We start from the raw sequence: 22,338 nt of genomic DNA, 5'->3' as shown, positions 1-22,338 counted from the left end.
AATAACCCTCGACTCGCGTTAAACTGCGCGGGTTTTTAAGCCCCCCATTTTCCGGAGCCTTCCATGTCCCGCGTTACCCTGAGTCGCTATTTGATCGAGCAGACCCGCAGCAACAACACGCCTGCCGATCTGCGCTTCCTTATCGAAGTGGTGGCGCGTGCTTGCAAGGAAATCAGCCACGCCGTGTCCAAAGGCGCACTGGGTGGTGTTCTGGGCAGCATGGGCACTGAAAACGTCCAAGGCGAAGTGCAGAAGAAGCTCGACGTGATTTCCAACGAAATCCTGCTCGAAGCCAACGAATGGGGTGGCCACCTGGCCGGCATGGCGTCCGAAGAAATGGACAATGCCTACCAGATCCCGGGCAAATACCCGAAAGGCGCGTACCTGCTGGTGTTCGACCCACTCGACGGCTCGTCCAACATCGACATCAACGCACCGGTCGGCACTATCTTCTCGGTACTGCGCTGCCCTAACGAATACCTGAGCCAGAACGAAGCCCTGAACGAAAAGGCCTTCCTGCAGCCAGGCACCGAACAGGTTGCTGCCGGTTACGCCATCTACGGCCCGCAGACCATGCTGGTGCTGACCCTGGGTGACGGCGTCAAAGGCTTTACCCTGGACCGCGAAATGGGCAGCTTCGTACTGACCCACGAAGACATCACCATTCCTGCTTCCACCCAGGAATTTGCGATCAACATGTCCAACCAGCGTCACTGGGAAGAGCCTGTGACCCGCTACGTGGGCGAGTTGATGGCCGGCGAAGAAGGCCCGTTGAAGAAGAACTTCAACATGCGCTGGGTCGCTGCGATGGTTGCCGACGTACACCGCATCCTGACCCGTGGTGGCCTGTTCATGTACCCACGTGACAGCCGCGAACCTTCCAAACCGGGCAAGCTGCGCTTGATGTACGAAGCCAACCCGATGTCGTTCCTGGTTGAGCAAGCAGGCGGCGCGTCCACTGACGGCCACCAGCGCATCCTCGACATCCAGCCGGAAGGCCTGCACCAGCGTGTGGCAGTGTTCCTGGGCTCGAAGGAAGAAGTTGAGCGTGTGACGGCTTATCACAAGAAGTAAACCTCTGTGGCGAGGGAGCATGCTCCCGTTGGGCTGCGAAGCGGCCCCAAAAAGCTTGCGGGCGCTGCGCACCCGAACGGGAGCAAGCTCCCTCGCCACAGAAGCATTCAAGACTTGAAGTTTTGAATGAGAGGAAGCCCCGAAACGTTTCAGCGTTTTCGGGGCTTTTTTGTTTTTGCCCATCGGGAACCAGACACCTCTTTTCCCTTCTAAGCTTCTGGCAGATACCCCAGCTGCTTTGTCTCTCCAGGAGCTTTTCCATGTCTTTACGCCGTCTCTCCCTGCTGGCTTTTTGCGTGCTGTTAGCCGCGTGCAGCAAGGTCAATCAAGAAAACTACGCGAAGCTGTCGGCTGGCATGGCCAAGGCCGAGGTGGAGTCGTTGCTGGGTAAGCCGACCGATTGTTCCGGTGCGCTGGGCATGTCCAGTTGCACGTGGGGCGATAAAAACAGCTTTATCAGCGTGCAGTACGCCGGTGACAAAGTTCTGATGTTTTCCGGGCAAGGCCTGAAGTAAACCGGGGCGCGAGCCTGCGGGAGAAGAAGAATGATGCGTTTTGTTTTGTTTCTTTGCGCCAGTCTGTTTTTGGCGGGCTGCGCCAGCCATTCTGGCGATGATCTGCAACCCAAGACCGCGAGCAACGTCAACCTCAAGCGTTACCAGGGCACCTGGTATGAGTTGGCCCGATTGCCGATGTACTTCCAGCGTAACTGCGCGCAGTCCGAGGCTCGCTACACCCTGCTGCCGGATGGCGATATGTCGGTGTTTAACCGCTGCCTGACCACAGAGTGGAAGTGGGAAGAAGCCAAGGGCACGGCCACGCCGCAAGTGCCGGGCAAGACCGACAAGCTCTGGGTGGAATTCAATAACTGGTTCACCGCGTTGCTGCCAGGCGTCGCCAAGGGCGATTACTGGGTGCTGTACGTGAGTGATGATTACAAGACCGCCATCGTCGGTAGCCCGAGCCGGCGTTATATGTGGATCTTGTCGCGCACACCGACGGTGAGCGCCGACACCCGCGAAGACCTGCTGAGCAGGGCGCGCCAGCAAGGGTATGACACGACGCGACTGATCTTCCGCACGTCGGACAAGCAGATGGCGAAGACCTCGCAGTAACCTGAGGTCACCCTCAATCCAATGTGGGAGCTGGCTTGAATTGGGAGCTGGCTTGTGTGGGAGCTGGCTTGCCTGCGATGCAGACACCTCGGTGTATCAGTTACACCCAGGTGATGCTATCGCAGGCAAGCCAGCTCCCACATTTGTTTTGCATTGTTTTTTAGCCGAGTAGATTCCTCAGAACGTGGGTGAACGCCCGGCTGCTTTCTTCTTCGCCAGCATGATGCCCATCGCGCACCACCCATTTGCCGTTGACCAGCACATCGCGCACTTGGCGATCACCACCGGCGAACAGCCAGCGATTGAGGATGCCATCCTCGATTGCCGTCGCCAGGTACGGGTCATTGCCATCCAGCACAATCCAATCTGCCCGCTTGCCGACTTCCAATCGACCAATCGGCTGCCCCAACGCTTGGGTGCCGCCGTCCAGCGCAGCATCGAACAATGTGCGGCCAACCATCGGTTGATCACTGCGATACAGGCGGTTGCGCCGCTGGTCCCGCAGGCGCTGGCCATATTCGAGCCAACGCAACTCCTCCACCACGCTCAGTGACACATGGCTGTCGGAACCGATACCCATACGCCCGCCTTGAGCGAGGAAATCCACCGCCGGGAAAATCCCGTCGCCCAGGTTGGCTTCGGTGGTCAGGCACAAGCCGGCGATTGCCCGGCTCTTGGCCATGCGCGTGACTTCATCGGCGTCAGCATGGGTGGCGTGTACCAGGCACCAACGTTCATCCACTTCAACATTGTCATACAGCCATTGCAGCGGGCGTTTGCCGCTCCAGGCCAGGCAATCATCGACTTCTTTTTGCTGCTCGGCGATGTGGATGTGTACCGGGCATGCCTTGTCGCTGGCGGCCAGCACCTCATTGATCTGTTCGGGTGTGACGGCACGCAGTGAGTGGAAACACAGGCCCAGTTGCTGCGCTGGCTGCGCCGCCAGAATGGGCTTCAGGCGTGCTTGCAGGTCCAGGTAATCTTCGGTGCTGTTGATAAAGCGCCGCTGGCCTTCATTCGGCGCCTGGCCACCAAAGCCGGAATGGGTGTAGAGCACTGGCAGCAATGTCAGGCCAATCCCACTGCTGGCGGCCGCCTGGCTGATCTGCCGCGACAGCTCCGTGCGATCGGCATACGCCTGGCCGCTGACGTCGTGGTGCACATAATGAAACTCGGCCACCGAGGTGTAACCGGCCTTGAGCATCTCGATATAGAGCTGGCGGGCGATGACCTGCAGTTGTTCCGGGGTGATCTTGCCGACCATGCGGTACATCAAGTCGCGCCAGGTCCAGAAGCTGTCATTCGGGTTGCCGGCCACTTCGGCCAACCCGGCCATGGCGCGCTGGAACGCATGGGAGTGCAGGTTGGGCATGCCCGCCACAACCGGGCCTCTGAGCCGTTCGGCGTTGTCTGCGCTGGCATTGGGCTCAACCTGGGTCAGCACGCCATCGGCGCTGACTTCAAAGCGTACATCGTTGGCCCATCCATTAGGCAGCAGCGCGCGTTCGGCAAAGAAAGCGGACATGATCAAGGCACTCCGGTCGTGTGTTTATTTGTATATACATATACAGACGTTTGCCTGCTCGGTAAACTCCGGCAATCTATGCATCTTTTCCCCCTGCAAGGATTCCCTGTGCCGACTCCGCCCGCCAAGTCTTCGCTGGCTGCCCACATGGACGAAAGTCCGGCGCCCTTGTATGCCCGCGTCAAACAGATGATCAGCCAGCAGATTCTCAACGGCAACTGGCCGCCCCATTACCGCGTGCCGTCCGAGAGCGAACTGGTCAGCCAGTTAGGCTTCAGCCGCATGACCATCAACCGCGCCCTGCGTGAGCTCACCGCCGAAGGGTTGCTGGTGCGCATGCAGGGCGTTGGCACTTTCGTCGCCGAACCCAAGAGCCAATCGGCGCTGTTTGAAGTACACAACATTGCCGATGAGATCGCCTCCCGCGGTCATCGGCATACCTGCCAGGTTATTCACCTGGGCGAAGAGGCCGCCGGTTCCGAGCGCGCTGTGGCCCTGGAAATGCGCGAAGGCGGCCGCGTGTTTCACTCGTTGATCGTGCACTTTGAAAACGACATTCCCGTACAAATCGAAGACCGCTTCGTCAACGCTCTGGTCGCGCCGGAATACTTGCAACAGGATTTCACCCAGCAAACGCCGTACGCCTACCTCAACCAGGTCGCACCACTGACCGAGGGCGAGCATGTGGTTGAAGCCATCCTCGCCGACGCCGCCGAGTGCAAGCTGTTGCAGATCGAGCCAAGCGAGCCTTGCCTGTTGATTCGCCGCCGCACCTGGTCCGGCCGCCAGCCGGTGACCGCCGCGCGTTTGATCCACCCCGGTTCCCGTCATAGCCTGGAAGGACGTTTCAGTAAATGAGTGAAGTGAAAGTCTGGCGCGCCGCCGACTACATCCGCATGCCATGGAAAAACGGCGGCGGCAGCACCGAAGAAATCACCCGTGACGCAGGCACTGGCCTGGATGGCTTTGGCTGGCGCCTGTCGATCGCCGATATAGCCGAATCGGGTGGGTTTTCTACCTTCGCCGGCTACCAGCGTGTGATCACCGTGATCAAAGGTGCGGGCATGGTTCTGACCGTGGATGGCGAGGAACAGCGCGGGCTGTTACCGTTGCAGCCGTTCGCCTTCAAGGGTGACAGCCAGGTGTCGTGCCGCCTGATCACCGGGCCGATCCGCGATTTCAACCTGATTTATTCGCCTGAGCGTTACCACGCACGGTTGCAATGGATTGACGGCGTGCAGCGGTTTTTCAGCACGGCGCACACGGTGTTGGTGTTCAGTGTGGCGGATGAAGTGAAGGTGCTGGGTGAAAAGCTCGGCCATCACGATTGCCTGCAAATCGACGGTAACAATGACCTGCTGGATATTTCTGTCACCGGCCGCTGCTGCGTAATCGAACTGACCGCACGCGGTTAAAAAACTGTGGGAGCAGGCAACCCAGCTCCCACATTTGCTTTTCATTGCTCATAAGAGCTGTTTCCAGCCGCGCACCAATTTGTTACCGAACGCCCCAGCTTGGCGCAATGCCAGGCCGTCCTGAACAATGTCCCCGTCCGCAAACTCCCTCTGTAAGAAAATTCACCAAGCCTCAAAGCCTTAATTTCCGAGGCTTTCACGCACCTCCCAAAAAAATCTCACCCGCTCTCTCACCAAGTTGGCCGCTTGATTGCATATGCTTGTACATACAAGTAAAGATGTGTGCGTAAGACTCTCCTTCGCACCATCAATGTTCGCGCACCATGCCGAGGAGTCCAGCTGTGACCGATTTTTCGAAAGCCAAGCCTACTAAATACCGTGACGTCGAAATCCGTGCCGCCCGCGGTAACAAGCTCACCGCCAAAAGCTGGCTAACTGAAGCACCGTTGCGCATGCTGATGAACAACCTCGACCCGCAAGTGGCCGAGAACCCGAAAGAGTTGGTGGTGTACGGCGGTATCGGCCGTGCGGCGCGCAACTGGGAGTGCTACGACCAGATCGTCGAGAGCCTCACCAACCTGAATGACGACGAGACCCTGCTGGTGCAATCCGGCAAGCCGGTCGGCGTGTTCAAGACCCACAGCAACGCTCCGCGCGTGCTGATCGCCAACTCCAACCTGGTGCCGCACTGGGCCAGTTGGGAACACTTCAACGAACTGGATGCCAAGGGCCTGGCCATGTACGGCCAGATGACCGCCGGCAGCTGGATCTACATCGGCAGCCAGGGCATCGTGCAGGGCACCTACGAAACCTTCGTCGAAGCCGGCCGCCAGCACTACAACAGCGACCTCACCGGCCGTTGGGTACTCACCGCCGGCCTCGGCGGCATGGGCGGCGCTCAGCCGTTGGCTGCGACCCTGGCTGGCGCTTGCTCGCTGAACATCGAGTGCCAGCAGGTCAGCATCGATTTCCGTCTGGCCAGCCGTTATGTCGACGAGCAAGCCACCGACCTCGACGACGCCCTGGCCCGCATCGCCAAATACACTAAGGAAGGCAAGGCCATCTCCATCGCCTTGCTGGGCAACGCGGCCGAAATCCTGCCGGAACTGATCAAGCGCGGCGTGCGCCCGGACATGGTCACTGACCAGACCAGCGCCCACGACCCACTCAATGGTTACCTGCCTGCCGGCTGGACCTGGGACGAATACCGCGCCCGCGCCAAAACCGAGCCGGCTGCCGTGATCAAGGCCGCCAAGCAGTCGATGGCCGTGCACGTCAAAGCCATGCTGGAATTCCAGAAACAAGGCATCCCGACTTTCGACTACGGCAACAATATCCGCCAGATGGCCCAGGAAGAAGGCGTAGAAAACGCCTTCGACTTCCCAGGCTTCGTACCGGCCTACATCCGCCCGCTGTTCTGCCGTGGCATCGGCCCGTTCCGCTGGGCTGCGCTGTCGGGTGACCCGCAAGACATCTACAAGACCGACGCCAAAGTCAAAGAGCTGATCCCGGACGACGCGCACCTGCACAACTGGCTGGACATGGCGCGCGAACGCATCAGCTTCCAGGGCCTGCCAGCACGTATCTGCTGGGTTGGCCTGGGCCAACGCGCCAAGCTCGGCCTGGCATTCAACGAAATGGTGCGCAGCGGTGAGCTGTCGGCACCCGTAGTGATCGGCCGTGACCACCTCGACTCCGGCTCGGTCGCAAGCCCGAACCGCGAAACCGAAGCCATGCAGGACGGCTCCGACGCCGTGTCCGACTGGCCACTGCTCAACGCCTTGCTCAACACCGCGAGCGGCGCGACCTGGGTTTCGCTGCACCACGGCGGCGGCGTGGGCATGGGCTTCTCCCAGCACTCGGGCATGGTGATCGTCTGCGACGGCACCGATGAAGCGGCTGAGCGGATCGCCCGCGTACTGCACAACGACCCGGCCACCGGGGTGATGCGTCACGCCGATGCCGGTTACCAGATCGCCATCGACTGCGCCAAGGAACAGGGCCTCAACTTGCCGATGATCAAGTAACGGCTGGCTTGGTTCCTGTGGGAGCTGGCTTGTGTGGGAGCTGGCTTGCCTGCGATGCGGGCGACTCGGTCTCTCGGCAGAACCGAGGGGATGCCATCGCAGGCAAGCCAGCTCCCACATTTGCCCTGCTGTGTACACAAGACATGTTTCACCCGCACCACCGAAAAACAATCCATCAGAGGTTGACCAACATGGCTGCAAATGACACCACACCGTTGATCGAAAGGCGTTCGATCGACTACATCCCGGAAGCGGAAAGACACGGTCGTCTATTGAGCCAGTTCACCCTGTGGATGGGTGCCAACCTGCAAATCACCGCGATTGTCACCGGGGCCTTGGCCGTGGTGCTCGGCGGTGATGTGTTCTGGTCGTTGATCGGTCTGTTGATCGGCCAACTCATCGGCGGCGGCGTCATGGCGTTGCATGCGGCGCAAGGGCCAAAGCTTGGCCTGCCACAGATGATCTCCAGCCGGGTGCAGTTCGGCGTTTACGGTGCAGCCATCCCGATTGTGCTGGTCTGTTTGATGTACCTCGGTTTCACCGCAACCGGGACCGTGCTGTCGGGGCAGGCGCTGGGCCAGTTGTTCGGGGTCAGCGACAGCGTCGGTATCCTGATTTTTGCCAGCGTCATCGTACTGGTCACCGTGCTGGGCTACCGGGTGATCCACTTTATTGGGCGGGTCGCCAGCGTCATTGGCGTGATTGCCTTTGTCTATCTGTTCAGTCGTTTGATGAGCCAGACCGACGTTGGCGCGCTTTTGCAGATCCGTCACTTCAGCTGGAGCAGCTTCCTGCTGGCGGTATCGCTCGCGGCCTCCTGGCAGATCGCCTTCGGCCCTTACGTGGCGGACTATTCACGTTACCTGCCAAGCAAGACATCTTCGCTGAAAACCTTTCTCGCCGCCGGTGCAGGTTCGGTCATTGGCGCTCAGGTGGCGATGGTCCTTGGCGTGTTTGCCGCGGCCATGTCCAACGGGCAATTTGCCGGTCACGAAGTCGCCTACATCGTTGGGTTGAGTGGTACAGGCGCCACCGCTGCGCTGCTGTACTTCAGCATCGCGTTCGGCAAGGTCACCATCTCTACCCTGAACTCCTACGGCAGCTTCATGTGCATTGCGACCATCGTCAGCGGCTTCCGTGGTCGCCTTGAGGTCACCCGCCTGCAGCGTCTGGTGTTCGTGCTGGTGATTGTCGGCACTGCAACCCTGATCGCGTTGCTCGGCCAGCACTCGTTCCTCGGCGCGTTCAAGTCTTTCATCCTGTTTCTGCTGGCGTTCTTTACGCCGTGGAGTGCAATCAACCTGGTGGATTACTACTGCATCACCCGCGAGCGCTATGACGTCCCGGCTTTGGCCGACCCGAATGGCCGCTACGGTCGCTGGAACCTGCTCGGTATCAGCGTCTATGTGTTCGGTGTGCTGGTGCAGTTGCCGTTCATCTCCACCAAGTTCTACACCGGCCCTTTGGTTGCCGCGCTGGGTGATGTGGATATCTCCTGGATCATCGGCCTGGTACTGCCAGCGGCCTTGTATTACGTCTGTGCGAAAAAATGGCACGGCACGGTGCCCGATCAACTGATCCTGCCAATAGAGCAGGGCGCTGCACCAACGACAAACGGGCTGGCTGCACAGGCCTGATGGGACGTGGACAGGGCAGGACGCCTACTGACTGCCGTAATCCATTTCAAGATTGGGAGCGTCACAACAATGAAGATGAATAAAACCCTGCTGGCCACCGTGTTATCTACAGGCTTGCTGGCCTCTGCCGGCGCCCAGGCGGCGGGTTGGTGCGAGTCCGGCAAACCGGTGAAATTCGCCGGGCTGAACTGGGAAAGCGGCATGTTGCTCACCGACATCCTGCAAACCGTGCTGGAGAAAGGCTACGGCTGCAAAACCGATAGCCTGCCGGGTAACTCCATCACCATGGAAAACGCCCTGAGCAGCAACGACATCCAGGTTTTCGCCGAAGAGTGGGTAGGCCGCAGCGAGGTCTGGAACAAGGCCGAGAAGGCCGGCAAAGTTGTCGGTGTTGGTGCGCCGGTGGTCGGCGCCGTGGAAGGCTGGTATGTGCCGCGTTATGTGATCGAAGGCGACGCCAAGCGCAAGCTGGAACCCAAGGCACCAGACCTGAAAAATATCGCCGACCTGGCCAAATACGCCTCGGTGTTCAAGGACCAGGAAGAGCCCTCCAAGGGCCGCTTCTACAACTGCCCGGCCGGTTGGACCTGTGAGCTGGATAACAGCGAAATGCTGAAAAACTATGGCCTGGAAAGCACCTACACCAACTTCCGTCCAGGCACCGGCCCGGCGCTGGATGCGGCCGTGCTGTCGAGCTACAAGCGTGGCGAGCCGATCCTGTTCTACTACTGGTCGCCAACCCCGCTGATGGGCCAGGTCGATCTGGTCAAGCTGCAGGAAAAGCCCGGTGTGGATAAAAGCGTGAGCATCAAGGTCGGCCTGTCCAAAACCTTCCACGAGCAAGCGCCTGAACTCGTGGCGGTGCTGGAGAAGGTCAACCTGCCCATCGACCTGCTTAACCAGAACCTCGGTCGCATGGCCAAAGAGCGGATTGAGTCGCCAAAACTGGCGAAAATTTTCCTCAAGGAACATCCTGAAGTCTGGCACGCATGGGTGAGCGACGACGCAGCCAAGAAAATCGACGCGGCCTTGTAGGTCAAGCGTGTCCGGCTACCCTCAAGGGCCAGCCGGGCACCCGGCCACAACCCACTGGATCGAGAGCACGCTATGTTTCCTGAGAGTTTTACGTTTTCCATCGCCGACTGGGTCAACGGTTGGGTGGACTCACTGGTCACCAACTACGGCGATGTGTTCCGGCACATCTCCGACACGCTGTTATGGGCCATCGTCAACCTGGAAGGCTTGCTGCGTGCAGCGCCCTGGTGGCTGATGCTCGCCATTGTCGGCGGCGTCGCCTGGCATGCCACCCGCAAGGTGGTGACCACGGCGGTGATCGTCGGTCTGCTGTTCCTGGTGGGTGCGGTTGGCCTGTGGGACAAGCTCATGCAAACCCTGGCACTGATGATGGTCGCCACGGTGATCTCGGTGCTGATCGGCATTCCGTTGGGCATTTTGTCTGCACGCAGCAATCGCCTGCGGTCGGTATTGATGCCGCTGCTCGACATCATGCAAACCATGCCCAGCTTCGTGTACCTGATCCCGGTGCTGATGCTGTTTGGCCTGGGCAAGGTGCCGGCGATTTTCGCCACGGTGATCTACGCCGCGCCACCGTTGATTCGCCTCACCGACTTGGGCATTCGCCAGGTCGACGGCGAAGTCATGGAAGCCATCAATGCCTTCGGTGCCAACCGCTGGCAGCAACTGTTTGGCGTACAACTGCCGTTGGCGCTGCCGAGCATCATGGCCGGTATCAACCAGACCACCATGATGGCGTTGTCGATGGTGGTGATCGCCTCGATGATCGGCGCCCGTGGCCTGGGTGAAGACGTGCTCGTCGGCATCCAGACCCTCAACGTCGGCCGTGGCCTCGAAGCCGGGCTGGCGATTGTGATTCTTGCAGTGGTCATCGACCGCATTACCCAGGCCTATGGTCGTCCACGGCATGAGGCGAGCAAATGACTACTGTCAGCAAAATTGAAGTTAAAAACGTCTTCAAGATTTTTGGCAACCGCTCCAAGGAAGCCCTGGCGCTGGTTGGCCAGGGCAAGACCAAGGACCAGGTGCTGGCCGAGACCGGTTGCGTGGTCGGCGTGAACGACCTGTCACTGAGCATCGGCACGGGCGAGATCTTTGTGATCATGGGCCTTTCGGGTTCGGGCAAGTCCACGTTGGTGCGTCACTTCAACCGCCTGATCGATCCAACCAGCGGCGCGATCCTGGTGGACGGCGAAGACATCCTGCAACTGGACATGGAAGCCCTGCGTCAATTCCGTCGCCACAAGATCAGCATGGTGTTCCAGAGCTTCGGCCTGCTGCCCCACAAGAGCGTGCTCGACAACGTCGCCTACGGCCTCAAGGTGCGCGGCGAAACCAAGCAGGTGTGCGCCGAACGTGCGCTGCACTGGATCGAAACCGTGGGCCTCAAAGGCTACGAAAACAAATACCCGCACCAGCTTTCCGGTGGCATGCGCCAACGTGTAGGCCTGGCCCGCGCCTTGGCAGCCGATACCGACATCATCCTGATGGACGAAGCCTTCAGCGCCCTCGACCCGCTGATCCGCGCCGAGATGCAGGACCAGTTGCTGGAGCTGCAAAAGACCCTGCACAAGACCATCGTGTTCATCACCCACGACCTCGACGAGGCGGTGCGCATTGGCAACCGCATTGCGATTCTCAAGGACGGCAAGCTGATCCAGGTCGGCACGCCGCGCGAGATTCTGCATTCGCCGGCGGATGAGTATGTGGACCGGTTTGTTCAGCGCCGGGCGGCGGTGGTCTGATCCGGATCTTGTGGTGAGCCGGCTGGCGCCATCGCAGGCAAGCCAGCTCCCACAGGGGAATGCATTTCAAATGTGGGAGCTGGCTTGCCTGCGATAGGGCCAGTGAAGCTGCACAAGCATTGAAGAAGGTATGAAGATGTCCCAGGCAACAAAAATCATCATCGCCGACGCTCCACTGCGTTGGCAGGACGTGGTCGCCGTCGCCCGCCACGGCGCCGTGCTCGAACTCTCGGGCCACGCCTGGGCGCGTATCGACAATGCCCAGGCCATCGTGCAACGCATCGTCACCAGCGGCGAACGCGCCTATGGTGTGAATACCGGCCTGGGCGCGCTGTGCAATGTGTCGCTCAAGGGTGAACAACTCAGCCAGTTGTCGCGCAACACACTGCTGAGCCACGCCTGTGGCGTCGGCACGGTGCTGAGCGACGAACAGACCCGCGCGATCATCTGCGCAGCCATCATCAACTACAGCCACGGCAAATCCGGCCTGCACCCGCAGGTGGTGCATTCGTTGCTGGCGTTGCTCAACCATGGCATCACGCCGCAAGTGCCGTCCCAGGGCTCGGTGGGCTACCTGACCCACATGGCCCACATTGGCGTGGCCTTGCTCGGGGTTGGCGATGTGAGCTATCGCGGCCAGATCGTGACGGCGCAAGCCGCCTTAAAAGCCGAAGGTTTACAGCCTGTGGTGCTCGGCGCCAAAGACGGCCTGTGCCTGGTCAATGGCACGCCGTGCATGACCGGCCTGAGCTGCCTGGCCCTGGCCGATGCGCATCACCTGCTGCAATGGGCCGACGTGATCGGCGCCATGAGTTTTGAGGCCCAGCGTGGCCAGATCGATGCCTTTGACGAAACCATCATCGCCCTCAAGCCACACCCAGGCATGCAGCAAGTCGGCATCAACCTGCGTGCCTTGCTTGACGGCAGTGAAGTGATCGCCAGCAGCAAAGGCATCCGCACCCAGGACGCGCTGAGCATCCGCTCGATCCCGCAGATTCACGGTGCGGCGCGTGATCAGGTCGAACACGCCACGCGCCAGATCGAGACCGAACTCAACAGCGCCACCGACAACCCGCTGGTGCTCGGCACGCCGGACAACTACCGCGTGGTGTCCCAGGCCAACCCGCATGGGCAGTCTGTGGCGCTGGCGGCCGACATGCTCGCCATCGCCATGGCCGAAATCGGCTCGGTGGCCGAGCGTCGACTGGACCGCCTGATCAACCCGCACGTCAGTGGTTTGCCGGCGTTCCTGGTCAGCAACCCTGGGGTCAACTCCGGGATGATGATCGTGCAGTACGTCGCCGCCTCGCTGTGCGGGCAAAACCGTCAGCTGGCGCAACCGGCGGTGCTCGACAATTTCGTTACCTCGGGCCTGCAGGAAGACCACCTGAGCATGGGCACCAATGCCGCGCTCAAGCTGCATCAGCTGTTGGCCAACGTCACGCAGATTCTCGCCATCGAGTACCTGCTGGCAGCCCAGGCGTTCGAGTTTTTGAAGGACCAGCGTTTCGGCGCGGGTACTGACAGCGCCTGGCGTCTGTTACGCGAAAAGGTCGCACCTTACGAACAAGACCGTTGGTTGGCGCCAGATATTGCCGCCACCGCCGCGCTGCTCAAAGACACTGCTTTGCTGCGCTCAGCAATTCCCCATTTGCACTAAACACTTATTCAAAAGAACAATTCAAAGGAGCATGAATGTGACTGCGCTAAATTTGATTCCAGGCCAACTGAGCCTTGCCCAACTGCGAGCCATCTACCAGCAGCCGGTAACCCTCACTCTGGATGACAGCGCCACGGCGCAGATCGAAGCCAGTGTGGCCTGCGTGGAGCAGATTCTCGCCGAGAACCGCACCGCCTACGGCATCAACACCGGTTTTGGCCTGCTGGCCTCGACCCGCATTGCCAGTGAAGACCTGGAAAACCTCCAGCGTTCCCTGGTGCTGTCCCACGCCGCCGGCGTCGGTGAGCCGATCAGCGATGCGCTGGTGCGGCTGGTCATGGTGCTTAAGGTCAACAGCCTGAGCCGTGGGTTCTCCGGCATTCGTCGCCAGGTGATCGACGCGCTGATCGCACTGATCAACGCCGAGGTGTACCCGCACATTCCGCTTAAAGGTTCGGTCGGTGCTTCCGGCGACTTGGCGCCATTGGCGCATATGTCGCTGGTGCTGCTGGGCGAAGGCAAGGCGCGCTATAAGGGCGAATGGCTGGAAGCCACCGAAGCGCTGAAAGTTGCCGGCCTGACGCCGCTGACCCTCGCGGCCAAAGAAGGCCTGGCGCTGCTGAACGGCACCCAGGTATCCACCGCTTATGCCTTGCGCGGCCTGTTCGAAGGCGAAGACCTGTTCGCCGGTGCGCTGGCGTGCGGTGCCCTCACCGTGGAAGCGGTATTGGGCTCGCGCTCGCCGTTTGATGCACGTATCCATGCCGCCCGTGGCCAGCGCGGTCAGATCGACGCGGCCGCGGCTTATCGCGACCTGCTCGGCGAGAGCAGCCAGGTGTCCCAGTCGCACCAGAACTGCGACAAGGTGCAAGACCCGTATTCCCTGCGTTGCCAGCCGCAAGTCATGGGCGCCTGCCTGACCCAGTTCCGCCAGGCTGCCGAAGTGCTGGTGGTAGAGGCCAACGCCGTGTCGGATAACCCGCTGGTGTTTGCTGCCGAGGGCGACGTGATTTCCGGCGGTAACTTCCACGCCGAGCCGGTGGCCATGGCTGCCGACAACATGGCGCTGGCCATCGCCGAAATCGGCTCGCTGAGCGAGCGTCGTATCTCGTTGATGATGGACAAGCACATGTCGCAACTGCCGCCGTTTTTGGTCGGCAATGGCGGGGTGAACTCCGGTTTCATGATCGCCCAGGTCACCGCTGCGGCGCTCGCCAGTGAGAACAAGGCGCTGGCGCATCCCCATAGCGTGGATAGCCTGCCGACGTCGGCCAACCAGGAAGACCACGTGTCCATGGCTCCGGCTGCGGGCAAGCGTTTGTGGGAAATGGCTGAAAATACCCGTGGTGTACTCGCGGTTGAGTGGCTGGCGGCATGCCAGGGCCTGGACCTGCGCGATGGCTTGAAGACTTCGACCAAGCTGGAAAAAGCCCGCGGGATCCTGCGCGACAAAGTGGCGTTTTATGAGAAGGACCGCTTCTTCGCCCCGGACATCAATGCCGCCAGCGAACTGCTCGCCAGCCGCTGCCTGAATGAGCTGGTGCCGGCCAAGCTTCTGCCGAGCTTGTAACCGCAACGCAACCCAGTGTGGGAGCTGGCTTGCCTGCGATAGCTATCTGTCAGTTGAAACATGTGTGACTGACATACCGCCATCGCAGGCAAGCCAGCTCCCACAGGTTGAGCGTTCGCCGATTTTGAATTTTCTCGGGATAAAAATAACTAGGGAAGAGAAATGCACCAGCAAGAAAAGGGTTTGAAACGCGGGCTGAGCGCCCGACATATTCGCTTCATGGCACTCGGTTCAGCGATCGGCACCGGGTTGTTCTATGGTTCCGCCTCTGCAATCCAAATGGCCGGCCCTGCCGTGCTGCTGGCCTACCTGATCGGCGGCGCCGCCGTGTTCATGGTGATGCGTGCTCTCGGTGAAATGGCCGTGCACAACCCGGTGTCAGGCTCCTTCGGCCAGTACGCCAGCACCTACCTGGGGCCTATGGCCGGGTTTGTGCTCGGGTGGACCTACGCATTTGAAATGATCATCGTCTGCCTCGCCGACGTCACCGCCTTTGGCATCTACATGGGCTTCTGGTTTCCCGAGGTCGCGCGCTGGGTCTGGGTGCTGGGTATCGTGTTTTTGATCGGCGGCCTGAACCTGTGCAACGTCAAAGTGTTTGGCGAAATGGAGTTCTGGCTGTCGCTGCTCAAGGTCGGCGCGATTGTGGCGATGATCCTCGGCGGCTTTGGCATCATGCTGTTTGGCATTCATTCTGCTGGCGAAACCCAGGCCAGCGGCTTGAGCAACCTGTGGGCCCACGGCGGCTTCATGCCTAACGGCATTGGCGGCCTGATCGCCTCGTTCGCGGTGGTGATGTTTGCGTTTGGCGGCATCGAAATCATCGGCATCACCGCCGGTGAAGCCAAAGACCCGCAGCGCGTGATCCCCAAGGCGATCAATGCGGTGCCGCTGCGCATCCTGCTGTTCTACGTGCTGACCCTGTTTGTGCTGATGGCCATCTACCCGTGGCCACAGATTGGCAGCCAGGGCAGTCCGTTCGTGCAGATCTTCAGCAACCTTGGCATCGGCTCGGCAGCGACCATCCTCAATATCGTGGTGATCTCGGCCGCCGTCTCGGCCATCAACAGCGACATTTTTGGCGCCGGCCGCATGATGTATGGCCTGGCCCAGCAAGGGCAGGCGCCCAAGGGTTTTGCGCAGCTGTCCAAGCAAGGCGTGCCGTGGATGACTGTACTGGTAATGGGCGCGTCGTTGCTCGGCGGCGTGGTGCTCAACTACCTGATCCCGGAAAACGTGTTCCTGTTGATCGCCTCGATTGCCACTTTCGCCACCGTGTGGGTGTGGCTGATGATCCTGTTTACCCAGGTTGCCATGCGCCGCTCGATGACCAGGGAGCAGGTGGCCGAACTGAAATTCCCGGTACCGTTCTGGCCGTATGCGCCAGCGGCGGCCATTGTGTTCATGCTGTTCGTGTTTGGCGTGCTGGGTTACTTCCCGGACACCCAGGCCGCTTTGCTGGTCGGCGCCGTCTGGATCGTGTTGCTGGTCCTCGCCTACCTGCTGTGGGTCAAGCCCGCTGCCGGGCAGGGGGCCAAGGTCCATTACGACCCGGCTTTGTCTCATCGATAACTTAGGGAGGCGTTGATGAAAACGCTTTGGCAACACTGCCACGTCGCAACTATGGCCCAGGGCAAATACTCGATCATCGAGGATGCCGCCATGGTCACCGCGGGTTCGCTGATCGAGTGGATCGGCCCCCGCAGCCAGGCGCCAGTGGCGGATTACGCCCAGGTGCATGACCTGCAAGGCGCGTGGGTCACCCCCGGGCTGATCGACTGCCACACCCACACGGTGTTCGGCGGCAATCGCAGCGGTGAATTCGAGCAGCGTCTTGAAGGCGTGAGCTACGCCGAAATCGCCGCCAAGGGTGGCGGTATTGCCAGCACCGTGCGCGCCACCCGTGCCGCCACGGAAGATGAATTGTTTGCCAGCGCTGAAAAGCGCTTGCGCAGTTTGCTGCGTGACGGCGTGACCACGGTGGAGATCAAGTCCGGCTACGGCCTGGACCTGGCCAACGAGCGCAAGATGCTGCGGGTTGCGCGGCGCCTTGGCCAGGTGCTGCCGGTGAGCGTGCGCGCCACGTGCCTGGCGGCTCACGCGCTGCCGCCGGAGTACAAGGATCGCGCTGACGACTACATCGACCACATCTGCACCGAGATGCTCCCGGCGCTCGCGGCCGAAGGGCTGGTGGATGCGGTAGACGCCTTCTGTGAGTACCTGGCGTTTTCCACCGAACAAGTGGAGCGTGTATTCAAGGTCGCCCAGCAGTTGGGCTTGCCGGTGAAACTGCACGCCGAGCAGTTGTCCTCTTTGCACGGCTCCAGCCTGGCGGCGCGTTACCACGCACTGTCGGCGGACCACCTGGAGTTCATGACCGAAGAAGACGCCATCGCCATGGCCGCGTCCGGCACTGTCGCGGTGTTGCTGCCGGGCGCGTTCTACTTCCTGCGTGAAACCCAGTTGCCGCCGATGGATGCGCTGCGCAAGCACGGCGTGAAAATCGCCATCGCCAGTGACCTCAACCCCGGCACCTCGCCGGCGCTGTCGGTACGCCTGATGCTGAACATGGCCTGCACCCTGTTCCGCATGACCCCGGAAGAAGCCTTGGCCGGCGCCACGCAACATGCGGCCACCGCGCTGGGCATGGGTGACACCCACGGTTCGCTGGAAGTGGGCAAGGTCGCGGATTTTGTCGCCTGGCAGATTGATCGCCCCGCCGACCTGGCTTACTGGCTGGGCGGCGAGCTGGATAAACGCGTCGTGCGCCATGGCGTCGACGTCACCGTCTGAGGAGTGTTGTTGTGGATAAGGTTCTGAGTTTCAAACAAGGCCGTGTGCCGCTGCTGATCAGCATGCCCCACGCGGGGTTGCGCCTGACGCCTGCGGTCGAAGCCGGGCTGATCCCCGAGGCGCAAAGCCTGCCGGACACCGACTGGCACATCCCCACGCTGTATGACTTTGCCGAGGCATTGGGCGCCAGCACCTTGTCGGCCGAGTACTCGCGGTTTGTGATTGACCTGAACCGGCCGTCCGACGACAAACCGCTCTACGCCGGCGCCACCACCGGGCTGTACCCGGCGACCCTGTTCGATGGCGTGCCGTTGTTCCGTGAAGGGCAGGTGCCGTCCGAAGAAGAACGCGTAACCTACCTGCAAAAGATCTGGGGCCCGTACCACCGCACCCTGCAAGAAGAGCTGGCGCGCCTCAAGGCCGAGTTCGGCTACGCCTTGCTGTTTGATGCGCACTCGATCCGTTCGGTGATCCCGCACCTGTTCGAGGGCAAGCTGCCGGACTTCAACCTCGGCACCTTCAACGGAGCGGCGTGTGACCCCGAGCTGGCCAGCCAGTTGGAAGGCATCTGCGCTCAGCATCCGCAGTTCACCCATGTGCTGAACGGGCGCTTCAAGGGCGGGCATATCACTCGCCACTATGGCGACCCGGCGCAGGATATTCATGCGGTGCAGTTGGAACTGTGCCAGAGCACGTATATGGAAGAGGTTGAGCCGTTCCGGTATCGCCCAGATTTGGCTGCGCCGACCCAGGTTGTGTTGAAGCAGTTGCTGGAAGGGTTGTTGGCCTGGGGGCAGAAGCGCTACGGCTGATATCGCTATCGCAGGCAAGCCAGCTCCCACATTTGGATGTATTCACAGATCAAAATGTGGGAGCTGGCTTGCCTGCGATGGGGCCTTCCGGGTCGCCCCAGTGCAACTGCCGGTCGCCACAGTTCGTGTCAGCACAGGTCTCGCTGGGTAAGGTTGTGGGTACGGCGCACCAGACGCCACTTCCCACAATAAAAGCTGCCCAGTGAGACCTCATCCATGAAAAGACTGTTGTTGATCCTCACCGGCGCGGCTTTGATCAGCGCCAACGCCATGGCCGCAGAACCTGCATCCTGTAAAACCATCCGCATGGGCGTGGTCAGCTGGACCGACGTCGTCGCTACCTCAGGCATGGCCGACGTGCTGCTCAATGGCCTGGGCTACGACAGCAAGCAGACCAGCGCGGTGCAGCAGATCATCTTTGCCGGCATCCGCGACAAACGCCTGGATATCTTCCTCGGCTACTGGAAACCGGCGATGGATAACAACATCGCACCGTTCCTGGCCGCCAAGCAGGTCAAGGTGTTCGACACGCCCAGCCTCGCCGACGCCCAAGCCACCCTGGCCGTGCCGCAATACGTGGCGGATGCCGGGCTGAAGACGTTTGCCGACATCGCCCGCTTCAAGGACAAACTCGGCGGCAAGATCTACGGCATCGAGCCGGGCAGCGGTGCCAATACCGATATCCAGAAGATGATCGACACCAATCACTTCGGCCTCGGTGGCTTCAAGCTGGTAGCTTCCGGTGAAGCCGGCATGCTCGCGGCGGTGCAGCGAGCGGTGAACCGCAAGGAGTTCGTGGTGTTCGTCGGCTGGACCCCGCACCCGATGAACATCAACATGAAAATGGCTTACCTCACCGGCAGTGAAGATGTGTTCGGCCCGGACGAAGGCCGCGCCACGGTTTCCACCGTCACCGCGCCGGACTTTGGCGAACGCTGCCCCAACGCCAACCGTTTGTTGCAGAACCTGACCTTCACCGCTGCCCAGGAAAGCCAGTTGATGGTGCCGATCATGGAGCGCCAGTCGCCGCAGGAGGTGGCCAGGCAATGGTTGCGTGACCACCCAGAGGATTTGCAGCGCTGGTTGGCCGGGGTTACGGCGTTTGATGGCAGCGATGGCGTGGCGGCAGTGCAGGCCAGCCTCAAACCCTGAAAACACCGCCGGGCAAAATGTGGGAGCTGCGGTGCGACGATTCGACTGGCCTGCGATAGCGGTGTATCAGTGAATGAAGAGGTGACTGACACACTGCTATCGCAGGCAAGCCAGCTCCCACGTTTAGATCTCCATTCTCAGGGATATTGAGCATGTATCCGATTTCAGCGCAGCTTGCCGCCTTCATCGCCAAAACCGAATCCTTCACCAGTGACGACTCTTCGCTGGCGGGCTTGCGCCATAACTACGACCGTATGTGCCAGGCCTTCACGCCACCGAAGCCTGAAGGGCTGCAACTGTCGGACTTTTCCCTGGGCGGTGTAGGCGTGCGCAGTTACCTACCCACGGCGCCAGCGCCAACGGAGGGCTGGCCCTGTCTCCTTTATATGCACGGTGGCGGCTGGGTGGTGGGCGGGTTGGACTCCCACGACTTCATCTGCTTCGAACTGGCGAGCGCGTTGCAGGTCCTGGTGATCGCCATCGACTACCGTCTGGCGCCGGAGTACCCGTTCCCGGCAGCCTACCAAGACTGTCGCGCCGTATGGCAGGCAATCCAGGCCGCGCAGGGGCCGCACGCCATCAACCTGCAACGCCTGGTGGTGATGGGCGACAGCGCGGGCGGCAATCTGGCGGCGGCGCTGTGCCTGGGGCTGCGCGACGACGGCCAGCCGCTGCCCATGGCCCAGGTGCTGATTTACCCCGGCCTGGGCGGGCCTGCCGATTTGCCCTCGCGGCGTGACTGCATGGACGCGCCGCTGCTCAGTACTGCCGACACCGACTGCTACCTGGCAATGTATCTGGACGCGGCGGGCACGCCATCGGCCTATGCCATGCCTTTGTTGGCCGAGCATTTCGGCGGCTTACCCAAGGCATTGATCGCCGTGGCCCAGTTCGACCCGTTGCGCGATGACGGCATGCTCTATGCCGAACGGCTGCAACAGGCCGGTGTGCCCGCCGTGCTGTATCCCGGCAAAGGTCTGGTCCACGGTTGCTTGCGCGCGCGCGGCCAAGCCCCGGAGGTGGATCAGCTTTATAACTATCTGCTGCATTACCTCAGGAGCGAAGGGCTGACACAGGTCTAAGTATTCAAGGACATGCTCATTGCACAATTCGGGTTTATGATGCCAGACGGCAAGAATAATAGACGTCCCCTCAGGGATGAACCCGACACCCTATGGAGCGCGCAATGCAGACTTGGTACCCGCAGATCAAACCCTACGCCCGGCACGATCTGGCAGTCGATGACACCCACACGCTGTACGTCGATGAAAGTGGCTCCCCCGAAGGTTTGCCTGTCGTCTTCATCCATGGCGGCCCCGGCTCCGGTTGCGATGCCCAGAGCCGCTGCTATTTCGACCCGAACCTGTACCGCATCGTTACCTTCGACCAGCGTGGCTGCGGGCGTTCCACGCCGCGCGCGAGTCTTGAAAACAACACCACCTGGGATCTGGTCGCCGACCTCGAGCGCATCCGCGAACACCTGGGCATCGACAAATGGGTGCTGTTTGGTGGTTCCTGGGGCTCGACCCTGTCGCTGGCCTATGCGCAAAGCCACCCTGAGCGTGTGCATGGTTTGATCCTGCGCGGTATCTTCCTGGCCCGCCCGCAGGATATTCATTGGTTCTACCAGGAAGGCGCGAGCCGCATGTTCCCGGATTACTGGCAGGACTACCTTGCCCCGATCCCGGCGGACGAGCGCCACGACATGGTTGCCGCCTACCACAAGCGCCTCACCGGCAACGACCAGATCGCCCAGATGCACGCAGCCAAAGCCTGGTCCGGCTGGGAAGGGCGCATGCTCGGCCTGTGCCCGAGCCCGCAGCACGTCGAGCGTTTTTCCGAGCCGCAGCGCGCCCTGTCGATTGCGCGTATCGAGTGCCACTACTTCACCAATAACTCTTTCCTGGAGCCCAACCAGCTGATTCGCGATATGCACAAGATCGCCCATCTGCCTGGCGTCATCATCCATGGCCGCTACGATATGATCTGCCCGCTGGATAACGCCTGGGAGCTGCATCAGGCCTGGCCCAATAGTGAGCTGCAGGTGATTCGCGAGGCTGGCCATGCGGCATCCGAGCCGGGCATCACCGATGCGTTGGTGCGTGCGACCGGCGAGATGGCACGGCGCCTGCTTGATCTGCCGCCAGAAGAAGCATGAAGGGCCTGTTGCAACGGGTGCGTGGCGCCCGGGTCGAGGTGGCGGGTGAAGTCGTAGGCTCTATAGACCAGGGATTACTGGTGCTGGTCGCCGTGGAACCTTCAGATACGCCCGAGAGTGCCGACAAACTGTTGCACAAGCTGCTTAACTATCGGGTGTTCAGCGACGATGAGGGCAAGATGAACCTGTCCTTGAAGGACATTGGCGGTGGTTTGCTGCTGGTATCGCAGTTCACTCTGGCGGCGGACACCAAAAGCGGGTTGCGGCCCAGCTTCTCCACGGCGGCCCCACCGGCCCTGGGAGCCGCGCTTTTTGAACACTTGTTGTTACAAGCGCAACAATTGCATGGCAAGGTGGCATCGGGGCGTTTTGGCGCTGATATGCAGGTGCATTTGGTCAATGATGGCCCTGTGACCTTCCTCTTACAGACATGAATGTATTAAAAACGACTTTAATGCCTAAAAACGCAGGGTTTCGCTACAAATACTTCGTTGTCCCTGATGCGTTGTTTCGCGGGCTACTAGATAATCGCGCGCTATGGGGATCAGCGTAAATTGGTCCATTTTTGACTTAGGTAGAGACTTGTCCGACGGCCTTTGGGGAATCATTTTGACCCAGAG

The 22,338-nt window shown here is 60.8% G+C and carries 20 protein-coding genes; 19 read left to right on the top strand and 1 reads right to left on the bottom strand.

Translation table 11 applies throughout. The features are described from left to right. Positions 1 to 63: 63 nt before the first annotated feature. From ACQY47_RS12875 to ACQY47_RS12865, 3 genes are all read left to right on the top strand, one after another. Complete coding sequence (locus ACQY47_RS12875; protein ID WP_003237460.1) at positions 64 to 1,074, top strand: class 1 fructose-bisphosphatase; 1,011 nt, start codon at positions 64 to 66, stop codon at positions 1,072 to 1,074. A gap of 260 nt (positions 1,075 to 1,334) precedes the next feature. Next, positions 1,335 to 1,589: a hypothetical protein gene (locus ACQY47_RS12870; protein ID WP_017138621.1), complete on the top strand. Its 255-nt coding sequence runs from the start codon at positions 1,335 to 1,337 to the stop codon at positions 1,587 to 1,589. Between the two features lie 30 nt (positions 1,590 to 1,619). Next, positions 1,620 to 2,189 (top strand): lipocalin family protein, encoded by a 570-nt coding sequence (locus ACQY47_RS12865; RefSeq protein WP_017138620.1) that lies wholly within the window; start codon positions 1,620 to 1,622, stop codon positions 2,187 to 2,189. Positions 2,190 to 2,349: 160 nt separating this feature from the next. Here ACQY47_RS12865 and ACQY47_RS12860 read toward each other — a convergent pair whose 3' ends face one another. Further along, on the bottom strand, positions 2,350 to 3,714 hold the full coding sequence (locus tag ACQY47_RS12860; protein ID WP_428557204.1) for a formimidoylglutamate deiminase: 1,365 nt from the start codon (positions 3,712 to 3,714) through the stop codon (positions 2,350 to 2,352). A 147-nt stretch (positions 3,715 to 3,861) separates the two neighbouring features. On the opposite strand from ACQY47_RS12860, the gene hutC reads away from it, so the two are divergent. From hutC to dtd, 16 genes are all read left to right on the top strand, one after another. After that, positions 3,862 to 4,572: a histidine utilization repressor gene (gene hutC, locus ACQY47_RS12855; RefSeq protein WP_017738808.1), complete on the top strand. Its 711-nt coding sequence runs from the start codon at positions 3,862 to 3,864 to the stop codon at positions 4,570 to 4,572. Further along, positions 4,569 to 5,129, top strand: coding sequence for a HutD/Ves family protein (locus tag ACQY47_RS12850; protein WP_428557203.1), 561 nt, complete (start codon positions 4,569 to 4,571; stop codon positions 5,127 to 5,129). The genes hutC and ACQY47_RS12850 overlap by 4 nt, the downstream gene beginning before the upstream one ends. 341 nt (positions 5,130 to 5,470) lie before the next feature. After that, positions 5,471 to 7,156, top strand: coding sequence for a urocanate hydratase (gene hutU / locus ACQY47_RS12845; protein ID WP_017138616.1), 1,686 nt, complete (start codon positions 5,471 to 5,473; stop codon positions 7,154 to 7,156). A gap of 191 nt (positions 7,157 to 7,347) precedes the next feature. Beyond that, the gene (locus ACQY47_RS12840) at positions 7,348 to 8,793 is read left to right on the top strand and encodes a purine-cytosine permease family protein (protein ID WP_099549490.1); all 1,446 of its coding nucleotides are present in this window, start codon (positions 7,348 to 7,350) and stop codon (positions 8,791 to 8,793) included. Positions 8,794 to 8,862: 69 nt separating this feature from the next. Next, positions 8,863 to 9,828, top strand: coding sequence for an ABC transporter substrate-binding protein (locus tag ACQY47_RS12835; RefSeq protein ID WP_428557202.1), 966 nt, complete (start codon positions 8,863 to 8,865; stop codon positions 9,826 to 9,828). A gap of 72 nt (positions 9,829 to 9,900) precedes the next feature. Beyond that, entirely contained in the window at positions 9,901 to 10,752 is an 852-nt protein-coding gene (locus ACQY47_RS12830) for an ABC transporter permease (protein WP_028615386.1), read from the top strand. Next, complete coding sequence (locus tag ACQY47_RS12825; RefSeq protein ID WP_046034013.1) at positions 10,749 to 11,573, top strand: quaternary amine ABC transporter ATP-binding protein; 825 nt, start codon at positions 10,749 to 10,751, stop codon at positions 11,571 to 11,573. The genes ACQY47_RS12830 and ACQY47_RS12825 overlap by 4 nt, the downstream gene beginning before the upstream one ends. Positions 11,574 to 11,709: 136 nt before the next feature. Beyond that, on the top strand, positions 11,710 to 13,233 hold the full coding sequence (locus ACQY47_RS12820; protein ID WP_428557201.1) for an HAL/PAL/TAL family ammonia-lyase: 1,524 nt from the start codon (positions 11,710 to 11,712) through the stop codon (positions 13,231 to 13,233). 31 nt (positions 13,234 to 13,264) lie between these two features. Beyond that, positions 13,265 to 14,803: a histidine ammonia-lyase gene (gene hutH / locus ACQY47_RS12815; RefSeq protein ID WP_099549489.1), complete on the top strand. Its 1,539-nt coding sequence runs from the start codon at positions 13,265 to 13,267 to the stop codon at positions 14,801 to 14,803. 162 nt (positions 14,804 to 14,965) lie between these two features. Beyond that, positions 14,966 to 16,375, top strand: coding sequence for an amino acid permease (locus ACQY47_RS12810; RefSeq protein ID WP_017138609.1), 1,410 nt, complete (start codon positions 14,966 to 14,968; stop codon positions 16,373 to 16,375). 15 nt (positions 16,376 to 16,390) lie between these two features. After that, the gene (gene hutI, locus ACQY47_RS12805) at positions 16,391 to 17,596 is read left to right on the top strand and encodes an imidazolonepropionase (protein ID WP_017138608.1); all 1,206 of its coding nucleotides are present in this window, start codon (positions 16,391 to 16,393) and stop codon (positions 17,594 to 17,596) included. 11 nt (positions 17,597 to 17,607) lie between these two features. Further along, positions 17,608 to 18,408: an N-formylglutamate deformylase gene (gene hutG, locus ACQY47_RS12800; RefSeq protein WP_236445686.1), complete on the top strand. Its 801-nt coding sequence runs from the start codon at positions 17,608 to 17,610 to the stop codon at positions 18,406 to 18,408. A gap of 216 nt (positions 18,409 to 18,624) precedes the next feature. Next, a complete protein-coding gene (locus tag ACQY47_RS12795) occupies positions 18,625 to 19,560 on the top strand; it encodes a choline ABC transporter substrate-binding protein (protein WP_428557200.1) in 936 nt (311 codons plus the stop codon). 152 nt (positions 19,561 to 19,712) lie between these two features. Beyond that, positions 19,713 to 20,642 carry an alpha/beta hydrolase gene (locus ACQY47_RS12790; protein ID WP_428557199.1) on the top strand — a complete coding sequence of 310 codons (930 nt, stop codon included), beginning with the start codon at positions 19,713 to 19,715 and terminating at the stop codon, positions 20,640 to 20,642. Between the two features lie 104 nt (positions 20,643 to 20,746). Next, positions 20,747 to 21,718: a prolyl aminopeptidase gene (pip, locus tag ACQY47_RS12785; RefSeq protein WP_017138604.1), complete on the top strand. Its 972-nt coding sequence runs from the start codon at positions 20,747 to 20,749 to the stop codon at positions 21,716 to 21,718. After that, positions 21,715 to 22,152, top strand: a complete 438-nt coding sequence (dtd, locus tag ACQY47_RS12780; RefSeq protein ID WP_017138603.1) for a D-aminoacyl-tRNA deacylase — start codon at positions 21,715 to 21,717, stop codon at positions 22,150 to 22,152. Before pip ends, dtd begins: the two co-directional genes overlap by 4 nt. Positions 22,153 to 22,338: the final 186 nt, after the last annotated feature.

Source organism: Pseudomonas edaphica (assembly GCF_965277385.1).
GTDB lineage: Bacteria > Pseudomonadota > Gammaproteobacteria > Pseudomonadales > Pseudomonadaceae > Aquipseudomonas > Aquipseudomonas edaphica.
Note: the sequence above shows the minus strand (reverse complement) of the source record. Positions and strands in the feature narration are given on the sequence as shown.

What these genes read in the sequence shown, in the direction of transcription:
- ACQY47_RS12875 (WP_003237460.1), top strand. Translation starts at nt 64, where the DNA reads ATGTCCCGCGTTACCCTGAGTCGCTATTTGATCGAGCAGACCCGCAGC.
- ACQY47_RS12870 (WP_017138621.1), top strand. Translation starts at nt 1,335, where the DNA reads ATGTCTTTACGCCGTCTCTCCCTGCTGGCTTTTTGCGTGCTGTTAGCC.
- ACQY47_RS12865 (WP_017138620.1), top strand. Translation starts at nt 1,620, where the DNA reads ATGATGCGTTTTGTTTTGTTTCTTTGCGCCAGTCTGTTTTTGGCGGGC.
- ACQY47_RS12860 (WP_428557204.1), bottom strand. Translation starts at nt 3,714, where the DNA reads ATGTCCGCTTTCTTTGCCGAACGCGCGCTGCTGCCTAATGGATGGGCC.
- hutC (WP_017738808.1), top strand. Translation starts at nt 3,862, where the DNA reads ATGGACGAAAGTCCGGCGCCCTTGTATGCCCGCGTCAAACAGATGATC.
- ACQY47_RS12850 (WP_428557203.1), top strand. Translation starts at nt 4,569, where the DNA reads ATGAGTGAAGTGAAAGTCTGGCGCGCCGCCGACTACATCCGCATGCCA.
- ACQY47_RS12840 (WP_099549490.1), top strand. Translation starts at nt 7,348, where the DNA reads ATGGCTGCAAATGACACCACACCGTTGATCGAAAGGCGTTCGATCGAC.
- ACQY47_RS12835 (WP_428557202.1), top strand. Translation starts at nt 8,863, where the DNA reads ATGAAGATGAATAAAACCCTGCTGGCCACCGTGTTATCTACAGGCTTG.
- ACQY47_RS12830 (WP_028615386.1), top strand. Translation starts at nt 9,901, where the DNA reads ATGTTTCCTGAGAGTTTTACGTTTTCCATCGCCGACTGGGTCAACGGT.
- ACQY47_RS12825 (WP_046034013.1), top strand. Translation starts at nt 10,749, where the DNA reads ATGACTACTGTCAGCAAAATTGAAGTTAAAAACGTCTTCAAGATTTTT.
- ACQY47_RS12820 (WP_428557201.1), top strand. Translation starts at nt 11,710, where the DNA reads ATGTCCCAGGCAACAAAAATCATCATCGCCGACGCTCCACTGCGTTGG.
- hutH (WP_099549489.1), top strand. Translation starts at nt 13,265, where the DNA reads ATGAATGTGACTGCGCTAAATTTGATTCCAGGCCAACTGAGCCTTGCC.
- ACQY47_RS12810 (WP_017138609.1), top strand. Translation starts at nt 14,966, where the DNA reads ATGCACCAGCAAGAAAAGGGTTTGAAACGCGGGCTGAGCGCCCGACAT.
- hutI (WP_017138608.1), top strand. Translation starts at nt 16,391, where the DNA reads ATGAAAACGCTTTGGCAACACTGCCACGTCGCAACTATGGCCCAGGGC.
- ACQY47_RS12795 (WP_428557200.1), top strand. Translation starts at nt 18,625, where the DNA reads ATGAAAAGACTGTTGTTGATCCTCACCGGCGCGGCTTTGATCAGCGCC.
- ACQY47_RS12790 (WP_428557199.1), top strand. Translation starts at nt 19,713, where the DNA reads ATGTATCCGATTTCAGCGCAGCTTGCCGCCTTCATCGCCAAAACCGAA.
- pip (WP_017138604.1), top strand. Translation starts at nt 20,747, where the DNA reads ATGCAGACTTGGTACCCGCAGATCAAACCCTACGCCCGGCACGATCTG.
- dtd (WP_017138603.1), top strand. Translation starts at nt 21,715, where the DNA reads ATGAAGGGCCTGTTGCAACGGGTGCGTGGCGCCCGGGTCGAGGTGGCG.